16 protein-coding genes are annotated in these 15,781 nt (G+C 44.3%); 5 read left to right on the top strand and 11 right to left on the bottom strand.

Annotated elements, in window-relative coordinates; all coding sequences use genetic code 11:
- The first annotated feature begins 50 nt into the window (after positions 1 to 50).
- A complete protein-coding gene (locus tag NX903_RS16465) occupies positions 51 to 584 on the top strand; it encodes a GbsR/MarR family transcriptional regulator (RefSeq protein ID WP_024571735.1) in 534 nt (177 codons plus the stop codon).
- Positions 585 to 615: 31 nt separating this feature from the next.
- Here NX903_RS16465 and opuCD read toward each other — a convergent pair whose 3' ends face one another.
- The 4 genes from opuCD to opuCA all read right to left on the bottom strand — a co-directional run bounded on the left by opuCD (position 616) and on the right by opuCA (position 4,057).
- Positions 616 to 1,290 carry a glycine betaine/carnitine/choline/choline sulfate ABC transporter permease OpuCD gene (gene opuCD / locus NX903_RS16470; RefSeq protein WP_014478003.1) on the bottom strand — a complete coding sequence of 225 codons (675 nt, stop codon included), beginning with the start codon at positions 1,288 to 1,290 and terminating at the stop codon, positions 616 to 618.
- 17 nt (positions 1,291 to 1,307) lie between these two features.
- A complete protein-coding gene (opuCC, locus tag NX903_RS16475; protein WP_082201019.1) occupies positions 1,308 to 2,174 on the bottom strand; it encodes an osmoprotectant ABC transporter substrate-binding lipoprotein OpuCC in 867 nt (288 codons plus the stop codon).
- Positions 2,175 to 2,238: 64 nt separating this feature from the next.
- On the bottom strand, positions 2,239 to 2,892 hold the full coding sequence (opuCB, locus tag NX903_RS16480) for a glycine betaine/carnitine/choline/choline sulfate ABC transporter permease OpuCB (RefSeq protein ID WP_003228349.1): 654 nt from the start codon (positions 2,890 to 2,892) through the stop codon (positions 2,239 to 2,241).
- 22 nt (positions 2,893 to 2,914) lie between these two features.
- The gene (gene opuCA, locus NX903_RS16485) at positions 2,915 to 4,057 is read right to left on the bottom strand and encodes an osmoprotectant ABC transporter ATP-binding protein OpuCA (RefSeq protein WP_003243370.1); all 1,143 of its coding nucleotides are present in this window, start codon (positions 4,055 to 4,057) and stop codon (positions 2,915 to 2,917) included.
- 263 nt (positions 4,058 to 4,320) lie between these two features.
- Here opuCA and opcR point away from each other — a divergent pair, with 263 nt between their 5' ends.
- Positions 4,321 to 4,878 (top strand): opuC operon transcriptional regulator OpcR, encoded by a 558-nt coding sequence (gene opcR, locus NX903_RS16490; RefSeq protein WP_003228345.1) that lies wholly within the window; start codon positions 4,321 to 4,323, stop codon positions 4,876 to 4,878.
- Positions 4,879 to 4,895: 17 nt separating this feature from the next.
- On the opposite strand, the gene NX903_RS16495 is transcribed toward opcR, so the two are convergent.
- Entirely contained in the window at positions 4,896 to 5,531 is a 636-nt protein-coding gene (locus NX903_RS16495; RefSeq protein ID WP_086344326.1) for an NAAT family transporter, read from the bottom strand.
- A gap of 149 nt (positions 5,532 to 5,680) precedes the next feature.
- Here NX903_RS16495 and NX903_RS16500 point away from each other — a divergent pair, with 149 nt between their 5' ends.
- Together NX903_RS16500 and NX903_RS16505 are read left to right on the top strand one after the other, a co-directional pair.
- Complete coding sequence (locus tag NX903_RS16500; protein WP_003243118.1) at positions 5,681 to 6,295, top strand: PH domain-containing protein; 615 nt, start codon at positions 5,681 to 5,683, stop codon at positions 6,293 to 6,295.
- Between the two features lie 132 nt (positions 6,296 to 6,427).
- A complete protein-coding gene (locus NX903_RS16505) occupies positions 6,428 to 7,126 on the top strand; it encodes a zinc ribbon domain-containing protein (protein ID WP_086344327.1) in 699 nt (232 codons plus the stop codon).
- 35 nt (positions 7,127 to 7,161) lie between these two features.
- Here the strand turns inward: NX903_RS16505 and NX903_RS16510 are convergent, their stop codons facing one another.
- Positions 7,162 to 8,976 (bottom strand): zinc ribbon domain-containing protein, encoded by a 1,815-nt coding sequence (locus NX903_RS16510; RefSeq protein ID WP_086344328.1) that lies wholly within the window; start codon positions 8,974 to 8,976, stop codon positions 7,162 to 7,164.
- Between the two features lie 127 nt (positions 8,977 to 9,103).
- Between NX903_RS16510 and NX903_RS16515 the strand changes: the two genes are divergently transcribed.
- Positions 9,104 to 9,571, top strand: coding sequence for a GNAT family N-acetyltransferase (locus NX903_RS16515; protein ID WP_076457576.1), 468 nt, complete (start codon positions 9,104 to 9,106; stop codon positions 9,569 to 9,571).
- A gap of 43 nt (positions 9,572 to 9,614) precedes the next feature.
- Here NX903_RS16515 and eno read toward each other — a convergent pair whose 3' ends face one another.
- From eno to gap, 5 genes are all read right to left on the bottom strand, one after another.
- Positions 9,615 to 10,907, bottom strand: coding sequence for a phosphopyruvate hydratase (gene eno, locus NX903_RS16520; protein WP_086344329.1), 1,293 nt, complete (start codon positions 10,905 to 10,907; stop codon positions 9,615 to 9,617).
- A gap of 29 nt (positions 10,908 to 10,936) precedes the next feature.
- A complete protein-coding gene (gene gpmI, locus NX903_RS16525) occupies positions 10,937 to 12,472 on the bottom strand; it encodes a 2,3-bisphosphoglycerate-independent phosphoglycerate mutase (protein WP_086344330.1) in 1,536 nt (511 codons plus the stop codon).
- Positions 12,465 to 13,226 carry a triose-phosphate isomerase gene (gene tpiA / locus NX903_RS16530; RefSeq protein WP_003243394.1) on the bottom strand — a complete coding sequence of 254 codons (762 nt, stop codon included), beginning with the start codon at positions 13,224 to 13,226 and terminating at the stop codon, positions 12,465 to 12,467. Before tpiA ends, gpmI begins: the two co-directional genes overlap by 8 nt.
- Positions 13,227 to 13,256: 30 nt before the next feature.
- Positions 13,257 to 14,441: a phosphoglycerate kinase gene (locus NX903_RS16535; RefSeq protein WP_086344331.1), complete on the bottom strand. Its 1,185-nt coding sequence runs from the start codon at positions 14,439 to 14,441 to the stop codon at positions 13,257 to 13,259.
- Positions 14,442 to 14,757: 316 nt separating this feature from the next.
- A complete protein-coding gene (gene gap, locus NX903_RS16540) occupies positions 14,758 to 15,765 on the bottom strand; it encodes a type I glyceraldehyde-3-phosphate dehydrogenase (RefSeq protein ID WP_003219957.1) in 1,008 nt (335 codons plus the stop codon).
- Between the last annotated feature and the right edge of the window lie 16 nt (positions 15,766 to 15,781).

A 15,781-nucleotide genomic window follows, 5' to 3' on the forward strand; every position in this document is an offset into this window, starting at 1 on the left:
AAAAATGTGGTATATTGACATCGGAATTGTTAGCTGAAAGGATGAAACCGTTGGAGAAAGATCCGTTAACGATCATTGAACAAGCCGAGGACCATTTTATAGAAAAAATCGCGGAAAACATGCATGCATTTGGAATGCCCTCTACCGTCGGACGTGTGCTGGGCATTATTTATATGAATCGAAAACCGATGACGCTTACGGAATTATCTGAGGCCACCGGCATGAGCAAAACACGCATGAGCCAGGTAGTGCGGGAAATGCTTGATGCCAACATTGCCGAGAAGGTGTTCGAAAAAGGCGTCCGAAAAGATTTATATGAGGTTGAGCAGGACTACTATCAAACATTTATCACGCTGTTTTCAGCCACTTGGAGCAAAGTCGTCAGCAAAAACAAAATGATGCATAAAAAACTCAATCGGGAGCTGCTTAGCGTGTTGGATGAAGAGCTTACTCCTGAAGCGGAAGAAAAAGTGAATGAACTGCTGAAAGAATTAAAGGAATGGCTTGATTATTATAATTGGCTCAGCCGTTTGATTGAGTTTTTTGAGAGCGAAGACATTTTTAAATATGTGCCGAAGCCGTAAAAAACGCCCTGTCATTACAAGGCGTTTTTTCTTATGCGGCACCTGCCAAGTTTTTCTTCTTTCTCTTTTTAATCGGGCTTAATGCTCGTTCAAGCCAGCCCATGACCAAATCGGCAATCACCGCCATCAGAGCTGTGGGGATCGCTCCCGCTAATATAATCGCGGTTCCGTTTGTGGCATTTGATCCCCTGACGATGATGTCCCCGAGACCGCCTGCACCGACAAATGTCCCGATGGCCGTAATGCCGATGGCAATGACAAGCGCGGTGCGCAGGCCGGCCATTATGACCGAAAGCGCAAGCGGAAGCTCGACCATCCTCAGCACTTGAAATTTTGTCATCCCCATTGCTTTTCCGGATTCAAGATAGGCGTGCTCAATACTGATAATCCCTGTATACGTATTTCTGATAATCGGCAGAAGAGAATACAGAAATAATGACAATATCACCGTATTAGCGCCCAGCCCCATGACAAGCATCAGCACGGCAAGCATGGCGAGAGCCGGGATCGTCTGAATGACGTTCGTGACCGCAAAAACCCATCCGCTTAATCTTCTGTATCTGGCTATCAGGATGCCGAGCGGAATTCCAACAATGGCGGCAAATAAAACGCCGTATACCGACATCAGAAAATGGCGGTAAAACTCCTGCAGCACATAACCGCCGTTTTGCGAATAGTATGTGCCAAGCTGCTGTAGTACTTCCATATGATCCACCTCTTTTCTTAGTCAAAATAATGATGTTTCTCTAAAAATTCCTTTGCTACGACAGACGGCTCCTTCAGCTTGCCATCCACTTCATAATTAAGTTCCTGCATCGTTTCCGTGTCGATTTGCCCAATCAGCTTATTGATCACACCTTCAAGCTCCGGATGCGCCTTAAGCACCTTTTCCGGAATCACCGGTGAACAGTCATACGGCGGGAAGAAACGCTTATCATCTTTTAAGATTTTCAAGTCATAGGCTTTAATCCGTCCATCCGTTGAATAAGCCAGAACGGCGTCCATTTTCCCGTTTTTGACTGCGTCATAGACAAGCCCGATCTGCATTGGATAAGTTGTGCCGAATTCAAAGCCATATGTGCTGACAAAGCCTTTATACCCGTCACCTTTTCGTTTCAGCCAAGCATTGTCGACGCCTAATTTATATTGGGAGGCATTTTTTTTCAGGTCGGACACGGTGTTAATATGCTCATTTTCCGCAAACTTTTTTGTTACGGTGAAGGCATACGTGTTATCAAAGCCGTAGGAATCAAACCATTTATAAGAAAAGCGCTTTTGAAACTCGTTCTGCACAATGTTCAGCGCTTTTTTTGGATCTTTCTCCGCTTCCTTGCCGAGGGTGCTTGTTAAATCTGTTCCGGAATAGCGCGTGGCTGAAATATCAATGTCACCGCCCAGCATCGCTTGGTGCTGAACATAGTTTGAGCCGAGGTTTTTCACTAAAGCGGTATTCAAATCTGTATCATGTTCAATAAGCTGCGCGATCATATTCGCTAAAATTTCTGATTCTGTCATGCTTTGCGCCCCGATTTTGATCGTGTCGTCAGAAGCGCCGCCGAGACCCGGCAGAGAGCAGCCGCCTAGCAGCATGACAAAGACGAGAGCAAACGCGCCAAGCCATTTGATTTTTGTCGTTTTCAACAGAGCCAACTCCTTACGAAACTTCCTTCATCCCTTGTAATCCTTTCGGCGTCACCTTTCGTTCTGTCACGGCTAGGACATAATCAATGATAATTGCCAGAATTGTGACAGGCACGGCACCGCCAATGATATATTCAGGCTGGTATAGGTTCAGGCCGATAAAAATATAGTCCCCGAGGCCGCCTCCCCCGATAAACGACGCAAGTGTCGCCCAGCCAATTAGGTAGATCGTTGATGTGCGGATCCCCGCCATGATGATGGGAATTGCCAGCGGAATTTCAACGAGCCGAATCTGCTCCCAGCCGGTCATGCCAATCCCTTTCCCCGATTCCAGGAGGTTTTTATTTACACCTTTAATGCCGGTATACGTATTGCGCAAGATCGGCAGTACCGAATAGAAAAATAAAGCGACAATCGCAGGCACTTTTCCTACGCCGAGAAGCGGAATAAAAAAGGCTAAAATCGCCAGACTCGGCAGGGTTTGCACAATGTTTACGAAACCGATAACCGCACCTGCGCCTTTTTTCATTCTGGTAAGAGCAACGCCGAGCGGCACTGCAACGATAATGCCCAATACAACGGCTATGAGTGAAATATATAAATGCTCTCCTGTTTTATACAACAGCTCTCCGCCGTTCGTTTGCAAAAAAGTCATCATTTGATTCATCTTAAAAGAGCTCCTCCCCTGGTCAGATCGTCATGAGCTGGTTTTCCTCGTCGCCCCAAATGGAATCGTACACGATATCAACAAGGCTCGCTCTTGTCACAATCCCTGCTAAATGGTTCTGTTCATCGACCACCGGAACATACTTGATCCCCTGCTTCAAAATTTTTCGGACTGTATCGCGAAGAAGCGCCCCTTTTTGAACGGTATATATATCTGAACGGTATACGTCGCCAACGATGCTTGCTTTTTTGCGGTTTTGATCAATCATTTCCACATCAACATAGCCCTTCAGCACGTTTTGCCGGTCCACAACGAGCAGCGAGTCAACACGTTTTTCTCTCATCAGCTGAATCGCCTGAGAAAGCGTTTTGTCCGCAGATACCGTCACCGGCGTTCTGTTCATCATTTGCTCTACCCGCTCGATATCCGGTCTTGATTGAATCAGGCGCTCTTTCCCGATAAATTCTTCAACAAACTCATTTGCCGGGTTTCGAAGAATCTCATCAGGTGTGCCGACTTGAACGATTTCTCCCGCTTTTAATATCACAATCCTGTCGGCAAGCTTAATCGCTTCATCCATATCGTGGGTTACAAACACAATCGTTTTGTTTAAGGTTCTCTGCAGTTTTTTGAATTCTTCCTGAAGGGAATCACGCGTAATCGGATCAAGCGCTCCGAACGGTTCATCCATTAAAATGAGAGGGGGTTCCGCTGCCAGGGCGCGCAGCACGCCGATTCTCTGCTGCTGTCCGCCGCTGAGCTCATGCGGATAACGGTCTAAATACTCCGGGCCCATATCCACAAGCTTTAACAGCTCGCGCGCCCGTTCTTTCCGTTTTTCCTCAGGCCATTTCAACAGTTTTGGTACAAGTGAGATGTTCTGCTGGATGGTCATATGGGGGAACAAACCAATCTGCTGAATCACATAGCCGATTTTTCTCCTCAGCTCAACCGGGTCCTGTTCCATAATATTTTCTCCGTCGATAAAGATCCTTCCAGACGATGGTTCTATCAGCCTGTTGATCATCTTCATCGTTGTCGTTTTTCCGCAGCCGCTCGGGCCGATAAAACAGATAAATTCACCTTTGGCAATATCTAAATCAATGCTGTTCACAGCTTTTTTGCCGCCTTTATATACTTTTGACACTTGTTCCAATTTCAGCAATCCGTGCACCTCCGCAGGTTTCCTTTAAATTTTCTGAAAAGTATAATCCTTATTATAGTTTGAACTTTGTAAAATAAAAAGTTTACAATGTGTTGAAATTATATGTTATTTATAGATTATTTATTGTTATGACCGAGACGGAAAGGGTGTTCTTACAATTACGCCGGATACCTCCCACTTCCTCTGCATTCAGCTATTTTCAACACCAGGAAGAAATATGATATATTGACACCATCAATTGCCATTTGAAGGGATGATCAGCTGTGAAAAAAACCGCTCTCGACATCATTGAACATGCTGAAGAGCATCTCATTGAGAAGATTGCCGAAAATATGCATACGTTTGGAATGCCTTCAACTGTCGGACGTGTGCTCGGAATTATTTATATGAATCGAAAACCAATGACCTTAAGCGAGCTCTCTGAGGCAACGGGCATGAGCAAAACACGGATGAGCCAGGTTGTCCGGGAAATGATCGATGCCAATATCGCCGAAAAGGTGTTTGAAAAAGGCGTACGAAAAGACCTTTATGACGTCGAGCAGGATTATTATCAAACCTTCATTTCTTTATTTGCGGCGAATTGGACAAAGGTCGTGAGCAAAAACAAAGTGCTGTATAAAAAATTAAACCGGGAACTGAGTGATCTTTTACAAAGGGACGGGCTTACCCCGGAAGCGGAAGAGAAAGTCAATCAGCTGCTGAATGAATTAAAAGAATGGCTTCATTACTATGATTGGCTGAGCAGGTTGATTGAATTTTTTGAGAGTGAGGAAGTCTTTCGGTACGTGCCAAAAACAAAAGAAAGCAGCTCTCTAAAATAAGGGAGCTGCTTTTTGCATCATGAGGTTAAGATCGGAAACATGCCTTTCAGCCCCGCACCAATCATCCCGACCGCAACCACGGCTAAGATTAATCCCATCAGTCTGGTAATCACATTCATCTCGGTTTTTCCGAGTTTGCTGCTGATAAAAGCAGAATAGTGGAAAAAGAGAAAGGTCAGGGCAATAACGGCGGCTATGCCGATCGTGACAGCCGCATAATGACTAATGCCGCTATGACCGGCGGAAAGGCTCATTACTGTTGCAATCGTTCCGGGCCCAGCAATGATCGGAATGGATAAAGGTGTGACTGATATATCCGCTTTTTCCTTGCTTTCCTTATGTTCATCATGGTGAAGAGATTGCACGTGTGATTCTTTCGCATTCAATAGATTATAGGCAATGCCGAAAATGAATATGCCGCCCGCCACTCGGAGCGCGTGAATGTTGATATCAAACAGTTTAAAGATAAGATGGCCGAAAACCAAAAAAGCCACGAGAATAAAAAAGGATAAAATAGCTGCCTTCCGGGCAATCACTTTTCTTTCCGCTGCAGTATAGCCTTCTGTCAGCGTCAGAAATATCGGTACGTTTCCGATCGGATTCGATACTGCGAATAAAGAAATGAAGACGTGAACGATAAATGAGAACATCATATACCTCCTTGTTGATAGTCTCTGCACAGGAAATAGAATTATTCTCCACCCTTTTACCCGGAGGCGATTTCCCGGTAAACCTTTATAGCCTGTCAGAAACGCGCCATGCTACAATGAAGTGACAAATTGAATAGGAAGGACGTATACAGATGTTCAAAAAAATTGCGGCAGATGCCTTGGGCTTATCTGATATCGGAAAAATTATCGAACCTCAGGACTATGACAAAACAGACGCAGACGACTATGTCATGCATGAAGATAATGAGAAAATTTATTTCTTGATTAAAACAAAAGCAGACGAGTATTGCTTTACGAACCTGGCCCTGATCCATGTGGACGGCGAACGCGCCACTTCCTCAAAACGAACGTTGAAACGCTATCCTTATTCGCAATATAAAATCTCTGACGTTTTTCTTGAAACTGCCGGAAAAGTGGATTTGGATGTTGAAATTAAGTTCAAGCTGGGCGGTGAACAATTCGACATTGATGTCCACAAAGACCAGATTGAAAAGTTAAAAGACCTTTATAAAGCACTGCTTCGCATCGCTGAAACAACCTATGAAAATGACATTTTAATCAATCAAGCGGAGCAAAGCTTAGATAAAGCAGTGACGATTCTTCACCATACCCGCCCTGAGCACGTCAATATTGAAACGCAATACAAAGAGCTGACCGAATTCGGATTTACTTGGCTGACATCCGTTCGCTCGCAGTATCATATTAAGGATTTTGGAGATGTATTTGAGAAATATATTAATAACTAGCATAAAAAAAGACACAGCTGCTATCGGGCACGTGTCTTTTTTTGTATGAATATTGATTACTTTACAACTTTTTTCTTTTATAATAAAACTATTAGTCTATTTTCCCTATATTACAGGTAAAGGAGTTATTTTATGTATTGTCCTCAATGCGGCCATCAAACAGATGGCGGAAATTTTTGTGAGAAATGCGGATCACCGCTCTCCGGTCAATCAGGCCACCAGCATGCAGCTCAAACTGGAGCCGCTGCAAAGCAAGCAGCAAAACAGTTCGGTTCATTTGTCTTATCCGTCCTGAAACGCCCTTATCAGGAATGTAAAGCAACAGGCGGAGAACAGCTGATCAGCGCAATCATTACGATGGTTCTTTTCAGTTTGCTGACCCCTTTGATGTTTTATATTCTTTTTTCAGACGGTCCCGGAAGCGTAAGCTTTACAGCAATCTTCTTAGAGCCAACCATTTATTTTATTTTATTTCTATTTGGCCTGCATGCATGCATCTTTTTCGCCCTGAAAATCGCGGGAAACCAAGTGTCTTTCAAGGATTCATTCTCAAGATTCGGAGCATTTCTTATTCCTTTTACGGCTATTTTGATTCTTGCCCTTTTCTTCTTTTTATTACATACAGACATTTGCTTTACCATATTAGCCGTTGGTTTAATCGGTGCATTCTTCGCCATTCCTCCTGCGATGCTGAGCAGTTACCAGCATTCATATAAAGGGAAGGTTGATGTCATTTACTCAACGATTGTAATTTATCTGATCATCTGCGTTACATTTCAGCTTATTATCGAACACTATGTCAAAGAAATTTTCCGTTATATGCTCTTTTAAAAACAACCCCATCACCTGCTGGTGATGGGGTTGTTTTATTGAATAGACGTTAAGTAAATTCTTCCGTTCTTCACTACGCCGGTATAGGTCCAGTTATATGTTCTGAGCTTTGGACTGCCGCCTGATTTTGTGATATAGAATTCTTCATACGTCTTAATCGTGATAGCCGACCCATTTTGGCTCCAGCTTTTCACTTCATAGTTATTAAAGTCTTCTGTTGTCCCCTCTTTATTTAATTTCGACACGAGATGCTGCTGGTCGGAATAAAGGGAACTGCCTTTTTCAAGGCTGTCTTCCATCAGTGAGAAATTATTTTGATTCACGGCATCTGCCTGACTTTGCAGATAACTGCCCATAAATAATGTCACTTGTTCATCTGTAACATCGCCGCTTGCAGAGCTTTCACTGCCTTTGTTTTTCGAGCCAGCCCAGGCGGAAGTGTATGTCTCTGGTTTATCATTTTTGATTTTCTTTATATTTGTGCCTGCAGATTGGAATGTTGATTCTGCATCTTCGAAAATCCACTTTTTCTGTTTTTTATCATATGAAAGAAGATATTCATAACTCGGACTGTCGTCAGTCATTTCAGATTTTGTATAGTCGTTATACGAAGAAGACTGGTGAAGTTCTTTTCCTGTTACCGATACCTGCCACGTTCCGTCGTTTTTCTGAGAGAGGGCAAATGTGTCCAGGTCAAAATCAGTTTCCAAGTATCTATCTTTTAAGTATGAATCCGCACTTTTCATAGAATCGACGGTGTCCTTCGTCTCCGCCTTCCAATTGGCACTTGCCTCTGTCATCTGGGCTGTATTCCCATCAGATAGAGCTTTGGAGTATTGTTTTGTTGTTTTGACAATTGTGTTCATAATCTGTTCCTGTGTATCTTGATCAGGAATTAACGTTAACTCCATTTCTTTATCATCGATCGGAACGCCGGCAGTTTTTGTTTTTCCCCACGGAAATTCTGCCTCGACTGAAGCTGTCATTGATCCATCTGTCAGCAGCGGACCATATGTTACGGATTTGAACGGATCTTTATGAATTGATTTACCGTTAATCAGCAAATCTCCCTTCCCGCTCTTGATGTCATCCGCTAAGCTGAATGTCACATCGTCTGCTTCCAATGAGAGATCAACACGAAAGCTGCTATCGCCAACCGCCTGAATGTCTTCCTTTTTCACAAGATCGACGACATCGTTTTTCAGTTTGGCTGAGACTGTATATTCGCCGGGAATGTACGGACCAAGGGTTTGTGCTTGATCTTCTTTCTTTACAGATCCGGCTTCCTCTTTATTGACATATAGATCGGTATTTTTATAATTGCTGCTCACTTCAAAATAAACAGGTGCTACCTTTAAGTCATAATGGTCAAATACCAGCAGGCTTTTCCCGTCTTTTTCCGCATATACGATATCCTTCTGGGCTGTTTCATCCCGCAGCGATGCAAAAAGTTCATCTTTTTTGTCTGGATGATCCTTCAAATATGTAAGAAACGGTTTTACATTATTTTTAGTGAGTTTAAGATTGTCATTTACCGGTGTAAGTAGAGTCGCGATTTGGTCCTGATCCTCATCATTTACGGCCTGTTCAAACTTGTTAACTAACCTATCCTTTGAAGTAAAATACGCTCCGGTTTTATATGCGGCGAATAATATAACGCACGCCGCGGCAATGCTGCTCCATAAAATGATGGTTTTCTTAGGGATCGGTTTTCGCGAAACCTGCCTTGTTTCTGCAGTGCTAGCTGTTTCTTGATTCGCCTGTTTGCTGCCCCCTCCGATCGGGGTGCCGCATTGTTTACAAAACTTGGCTCCTTCATTATTTTTTTGACCGCATTCCTTACAAAACATGTGGCTTTCCTCCTGTTTGTTACCCGCTATATTTTGTGCTTATTTCCTATGTTACATATTTTATAATAGAATGGTAAGAAATTGGAGAAAATCATGAAAATATCTCTATAAACTATGAAAAGGTGGAATGATAATGCAACACCTCACCATTCAAAAAGCAACAAACTTTGATCAAGCGCTGTATGAGCTTCTGCTGCTCGCCGATCCGTCAAAAGAAATTGTTGATGACTACTTGGTCAGAGGAGAATGCTACACAGGTTATATATCAGGCGAATTAGCTGGTGTATACGTGATCATCACAACTAGGCCACAAACGGTAGAAATCGTTAACATCGCAGTAAAACAAACAATGCAAAAACAGGGCATTGGCAAGCTTCTTATCCTCGACGCCATTGAAAAAGCGAAACACATGGGAGCAAAGGTGATTGAAATAGGTACTGGAAATTCAAGTATCCATCAATTGTCTCTATATCAAAAATGCGGATTTCGCCTTCAAGCGATCGACCATGATTTTTTTATCAGACACTACGACGAGGAGATTTTTGAAAACGGCATTCAATGCCGTGATATGGTGAGGCTTTATTTGGATCTCTGAAAGCATAAAAAAAGCCGCCGAGAAAATCCCGGCGGTCTTTTTATTACTTGTTTAAGTTGTAGAAAGAGTTGATACCGTGGTATTGAGCAGTTTCAGCCAACTGATCTTCGATGCGAAGAAGCTGGTTGTATTTCGCAACACGGTCCGTACGAGACGGAGCACCTGTTTTGATTTGTCCTGCGTTTGTTGCCACAGCGATGTCAGCGATTGTGCTGTCTTCAGTTTCACCAGAACGGTGAGAGATAACAGCTGTATAGCCTGCGCGTTTCGCCATTTCGATCGCATCGAATGTTTCTGTCAATGTACCGATTTGGTTTACTTTGATCAGGATAGAGTTGCCTACGTCGTTTTTAATACCTTCAGCAAGTTTTTTCGTGTTTGTAACGAAGAGGTCGTCACCAACAAGCTGAACTTTTTTACCAAGACGCTCAGTAAGAAGCTTGTGGCCTTCCCAGTCGTTTTCGTCAAGTCCGTCTTCGATAGAGATGATTGGGTATTTAGAAACAAGCTCTTCATACCAGTCAACCATTTCAGCAGATGTTTTCACAACGCCTTCGCCAGACAGATGGTATTTGCCGTCTTCTTTGTTGTAGAACTCAGAAGATGCAGCATCCATAGCAAGTTTAACTTCTTCGCCAGGTTTGAAGCCGGCTTTTTCGATTGCTTCAACGATTGTTTGAAGCGCTTCTTCGTTAGAACCAAGGTTTGGAGCGAATCCGCCTTCGTCACCTACAGCAGTGTTTAAGCCTTTTGCGCTTAATACTGATTTCAGGCTGTGGAAGATTTGAGCGCCCATGCGAAGTGCTTCACGGAAGTTAGGAGCACCTACAGGCATGATCATGAATTCTTGAATATCCACGTTGTTATCAGCATGCTCTCCGCCGTTTACGATGTTCATCATCGGTACAGGAAGCGTTTTTGAGTTGAATCCTCCAAGGTATTGGTAAAGAGGAATCTGTAAGAAATCAGCAGCAGCACGCGCACAAGCCATAGATACGCCAAGGATTGCGTTCGCACCAAGTTTGCCTTTGTTTTCAGTACCGTCAAGCTCGATTAAAAGCTGGTCGATTGCGTTTTGTTCAGTTACATCAAAGCCAAGAAGCTCTGGAGCAATGATTTCGTTTACGTTGTTAACAGCTGTTAACACGCCTTTTCCAAGGTAACGGTCTTTGTCGCCGTCACGAAGCTCAACCGCTTCGTATTCACCTGTAGAAGCTCCGCTTGGCACTAATGCGCGGCCGAAAGCTCCTGTTTCTGTATATACTTCAACTTCAACTGTTGGGTTGCCGCGGGAGTCTAATACTTCGCGTGCATAAACATCAACAATGTATGGCATGAGTTTTGTCTCTCCTTTTGATTTTCAAATTATTTTTGAATTAAAGATGTTCCTGTCATTTCTTTCGGTTTTTCAACACCAAGAAGGTCTAATAACGTTGGTGCAAGGTCGCCTAGGATTCCGCCTTCACGCAGCGTAATGCCTTCTTTCGTTACAATCACAGGGACTGGGTTTGTTGTATGCGCAGTGTGCGGTTCGCCTGATTCTGTAATCAGAATGTCAGCATTACCGTGATCAGCGGTAATGATGGCGTGTCCGCCTTTAGCAAGAATCGCGTCAACGACTTCGCCCAAGCATTCGTCCACTGCTTCAATTGCTTTAATTGTTGGTTCAACCATTCCGGAGTGGCCGACCATATCAGGGTTTGCGAAGTTAAGAATGATCGCGTCATGCTTGTCAGCTTCAATTTCTTTGACAAGCGCGTCTTTCACTTCATACGCACTCATCTCAGGCTTCAAGTCATACGTTGCAACTTTAGGCGAGTTGATGAGAATACGCTCTTCACCCGGGAATTCAGCTTCACGGCCGCCGCTCATAAAGAACGTGACATGCGGATACTTTTCAGTTTCTGCAATTCGAAGCTGTTTTAACCCGTGCTGAGATAATACTTCTCCGACTGTGTTATCAAGATTTATCGGTTTAAACGCTACATAGCCGTCAACTGTTTCACTGAAGTGAGTCAGGCAGACGAAATACAGGTTCTTTGGATAATTCTCGCCGCGGTCGAAGTCACGGAAGTCTTTGTTTGTGAACGTGTTGGAAATCTGGATGGCGCGGTCCGGTCTGAAATTATAGAAAATCACAGAATCGCCGTCTTGGATTTTCGCAACAGGCTCACCGTTTTCTCTTGTGATGACAGATGGAATCACGAATTCATCGTAGATACCATTTGCATATGAATCATCAACAACATCCAGGGCGCTGCGGTAAGAAGGGCCTTCGCCGTACGCCATTGCGCGGTACGCTTTTTCTACACGGTCCCAGCGTTTGTCGCGGTCCATAGAGTAGTAACGTCCGGAAATGCTGGCGATTTCACCCACACCGATTTCCTTGATTTGATCGTTCAGCTGGTTGATGTACGTTTTCGCTGTCTGCGGACCTACATCACGGCCGTCAAGGAAGCCATGGATATAAACCTTTGTCAGCCCTTCTTTTTTCGCAAGCTTTAACAGTGCGAATAAATGGTTGATATGGCTGTGCACGCCTCCGTCAGATAAAAGACCGAACAGGTGCAAGGCTTTGTTGTTTTCTTTCGCGTTGCTGATCGCGTCAAGGAATGTTTGATTGCGTTCGAACTCTCCTTCGCGAATGGCAACATTTACGCGTGTTAAGCTTTGGTACACAATACGTCCCGCACCAATATTTAAGTGACCTACTTCGGAGTTCCCCATTTGCCCTTCAGGAAGACCTACAGCCTCGCCTGAAGCAGTCAATGTTTGATGAGGATACTGGTTCCAGTAGCGGTCAAAATTCGGTTTTTTCGCTAAAGCGACTGCGTTCCCTACTGTTTCGTTACGTAATCCGAACCCATCAAGAATGATGAGTGCAGCTGGTTTTTTACTCATATTGACCTTCCTCCAATAATTGAACGAATGACTGTGGCTCAAGGCTCGCGCCGCCGACCAAAGCACCGTCAATATCGGACTCTGCCATATATTCTTTAATGTTTGCAGGCTTTACGCTTCCGCCATATTGGATGCGAAGCTTGTCTGCAGCTTCTTGGCTGAAGCTTTCAGCGACGGTTTTACGGATATGCGCACACACGTCATTCGCATCTTTCGCTGTAGAAGATTTGCCTGTTCCGATTGCCCAGATTGGCTCATACGCAATAACAGAAGCAGCAACTTGTTCTTCAGAAAGACCAGCAAGGCCTTTTTTCACTTGGTCAGCAACAAGATCATTTGTTTTGCCGGCTTCACGCTCTTCAAGCGTTTCACCTACACAGATGATCGGTACAATGCCGTGTTTGAAAGCTGCGTGTGCTTTTTTGTTAACTGTTTCATCAGTTTCAGCGAACATTTCACGGCGCTCAGAGTGGCCGATGACGCAGTAGTCAACGCCAAGATCTTTCAGAGCAACCGGGCTGATTTCACCTGTGAACGCGCCGCTTTCTTCGAAGTGCATGTTTTGAGCGCCGACTTTTAGGTCAGTGCCTTTAACAGCAGAAGCAAGCTTTTCTAAGAAAAGCGCTGGCGCGCAAACAACAGCTTCAGCTTTGTCTGCTGCTGGAATGGAAGATTTCACTTCTTCAACGAAGCTGACAGCTTCGCCGAGTGTTTTGTTCATTTTCCAGTTACCGGCGATAATTGGTTTTCTCATCTGTTCCACTTCCTTATAGCAGTTTTGAGATTATTTATCGTTCAGTGCAGCTACCCCTGGAAGCTCTTTGCCTTCCATAAACTCAAGGGATGCGCCGCCGCCTGTTGAGATGTGGCTCATTTTGTCAGCAAGGCCGAATTTTTCAACCGCTGCCGCAGAGTCTCCTCCGCCGATGACAGAGTATGTATCTTTCGCCTCTGCCAATGCTTCCGCAACCGCTTTTGTTCCTTGAGCGAACAAGTCGATTTCGAATACGCCCATTGGTCCGTTCCACACGACAAGTTTGCTGTTTTGGATGACGTCAGCATACGTTTCGCGTGTTTTCGTACCAATGTCGATTGCTTCTAAATCACTAGGGATTTCAGAGATCGGCACAATTTTCACGTTTGCATCGTTAGAGAAATCATCTGCAACGAGTACATCTTCAGGCATATAGAAGTTAACGCCTTTTTCTTTAGCGCGGTCCATAAATGATTTCGCAAGCTCGATTTTATCCTCTTCAAGAAGAGATTTACCGACTTCATAGCCAAGCGCTTTTACGAAAGTATAAGCAAGACCTCCGCCGATGATCAGGTTGTCTACTTTATCAAGAAGACTCTCGATTACACCGATTTTGTCTTTTACTTTCGCTCCGCCGATGATCGCTGTGAATGGGCGGTCAGGATTGGAAACCGCTTTTCCAAGTACATCAAGCTCTTTTTCCATTAAGAAACCTGCAACTGCTGGCAGATGCTCGGCAATTCCAGCTGTAGATGCGTGAGCACGGTGGGCAGCACCGAATGCGTCATTTACATATACATCTGCAAGCTCAGCAAATGCTTTTGCAAGCTCAGGATCATTTTTCTCTTCACCAGGATAGAAACGTACGTTTTCCAATACAAGAACGTCTCCGTCCTTCATCTCGGAAATTTGTGCTTTTACAGCATCGCCGTATGCTTCATCCGCTTTTTTCACTTTTTTTCCAAGCAGTTCGCCGAGACGTGCAGCGACAGGAGTTAAACGAAGCTCCTCAACCACTTCGCCTTTCGGGCGGCCTAAGTGGCTCGCAAGAAGGACTTTTGCGCCTTGGTCTGCAAGGTGTTTGATTGTTGGAAGCGCAGCACGGATACGTGTATCGTCTGTTACTTCCCCGTCTTTCATTGGAACGTTAAAGTCGACGCGGCAGAATACAACTTTGCCTTTTACGTCGATGTCTTTGAGAGTTTTCTTATTCATGCCTAGGAGATCCTCCTTCAAAATGGTTTGCAAACAGCACGAAAAACGTGAAACCGTCTGTTCAAGCGATAACGCCGCTAGGGCAGATCGCAGTCTTTTTCGGCACAGGGCAGTTCGTCTAAAAGCCAGGGCAGCGGCCTTAGGCGAAAGTGCCGGCAAAGCTGCTTAAAACGCGGTCGTTTCTCTATCACAGAGCGTTTTCTGAAAGCCGGTCTTCATGGAAAAAGGGAAAGGGAGTCCGTCCCCTTCCCTTGTCCGCTTTCATTATAGCGCTTCTATTCGAAAGAACCAAGTCAGGTCCTTTTTCAGCTATAAATTAAAGACCTTTTTTTGCGATGTAAGCTGCAAGGTCAACAACGCGGTTAGAGTAGCCGCTTTCGTTATCGTACCAAGAGATTACTTTTACCATGCTGCCTTCCATAACCATTGTAGAAAGAGCATCGATTGTAGAAGAGTTTTTGTTTCCGTTGTAGTCGCCAGAAACTAATGGCTCTTCGCTGTAGCCAAGGATTCCTTTAAGGTCGCCTTCAGCCGCTTCTTTAAGAGCTGCGTTTACTTCTTCAGCTGTTACTTCTTGGTTCAGTTCAGCAACCAAGTCAACTAGAGAAACGTTTGGAGTTGGAACACGCATTGCTCCACCGTTCAGTTTGCCTTTTAGTTCAGGAAGAACTAGAGAAACTGCTTTAGCAGCACCAGTTGATGTTGGGATGATGTTTTCAGCTGCTGCACGCGCACGACGGTAGTCTTTGTGCGGAAGATCAAGGATTTGCTGATCGTTTGTGTAAGAGTGAACAGTTGTCATCATACCGCGTTTGATGCCGAATTTATCGTTAAGTACTTTTGCAAACGGCGCAAGGCAGTTTGTTGTGCAAGATGCGTTAGAGATAACATCGTGGTTAGCCGCATCGTATTTATCTTCGTTAACACCCATAACGATTGTGATATCTTCTTCGTTAGCAGGAGCAGAGATGATTACTTTTTTCGCGCCAGCTTCTAAGTGTTTCGCAGCGTCTGCGCGTTTTGTGAAGAAACCAGTAGATTCAACTACGATTTCAACGCCTTGTTTGCCCCAGCTAAGTTTAGCAGGATCGCGTTCTGCAGAAACTTCAATTGTTTTGCCGTTAACAACAAGGTTGTTACCGTCAACTGAAACTTCAGCGTCTAATTTTCCGTGTACAGAATCATATTGTAAAAGGTGAGCCAGCATGTTAGCATCTGTTAAATCGTTAACCGCTACTACCTCAACTTCAGGATTGTTTAATGCTGCGCGGAATACGTTACGTCCAATACGACCAAAACCGTTAATACCGACTTTTACTGCCATGATTGTTTCCTCCTTT

Origin of the sequence: Bacillus sp. FSL R5-0576, assembly GCF_038004765.1 — a bacterium.
GTDB classification, from domain to species: domain Bacteria; phylum Bacillota; class Bacilli; order Bacillales; family Bacillaceae; genus Bacillus; species Bacillus subtilis.

Excerpts from the sequence above, each read along its gene's own strand:
- opuCD (WP_014478003.1), bottom strand. The coding sequence starts at position 1,290 with ATGGAAGTACTACAGCAGCTTGGCACATACTATTCGCAAAACGGCGGT.
- opuCC (WP_082201019.1), bottom strand. The coding sequence starts at position 2,174 with ATGCTGCTAGGCGGCTGCTCTCTGCCGGGTCTCGGCGGCGCTTCTGAC.
- opuCB (WP_003228349.1), bottom strand. The coding sequence starts at position 2,892 with ATGAATCAAATGATGACTTTTTTGCAAACGAACGGCGGAGAGCTGTTG.
- NX903_RS16495 (WP_086344326.1), bottom strand. The coding sequence starts at position 5,531 with ATGATGTTCTCATTTATCGTTCACGTCTTCATTTCTTTATTCGCAGTA.
- NX903_RS16500 (WP_003243118.1), top strand. The coding sequence starts at position 5,681 with ATGTTCAAAAAAATTGCGGCAGATGCCTTGGGCTTATCTGATATCGGA.
- NX903_RS16505 (WP_086344327.1), top strand. The coding sequence starts at position 6,428 with ATGTATTGTCCTCAATGCGGCCATCAAACAGATGGCGGAAATTTTTGT.
- NX903_RS16510 (WP_086344328.1), bottom strand. The coding sequence starts at position 8,976 with ATGTTTTGTAAGGAATGCGGTCAAAAAAATAATGAAGGAGCCAAGTTT.
- NX903_RS16515 (WP_076457576.1), top strand. The coding sequence starts at position 9,104 with ATGATAATGCAACACCTCACCATTCAAAAAGCAACAAACTTTGATCAA.
- eno (WP_086344329.1), bottom strand. The coding sequence starts at position 10,907 with ATGCCATACATTGTTGATGTTTATGCACGCGAAGTATTAGACTCCCGC.
- gpmI (WP_086344330.1), bottom strand. The coding sequence starts at position 12,472 with ATGAGTAAAAAACCAGCTGCACTCATCATTCTTGATGGGTTCGGATTA.
- tpiA (WP_003243394.1), bottom strand. The coding sequence starts at position 13,226 with ATGAGAAAACCAATTATCGCCGGTAACTGGAAAATGAACAAAACACTC.
- NX903_RS16535 (WP_086344331.1), bottom strand. The coding sequence starts at position 14,441 with ATGAATAAGAAAACTCTCAAAGACATCGACGTAAAAGGCAAAGTTGTA.
- gap (WP_003219957.1), bottom strand. The coding sequence starts at position 15,765 with ATGGCAGTAAAAGTCGGTATTAACGGTTTTGGTCGTATTGGACGTAAC.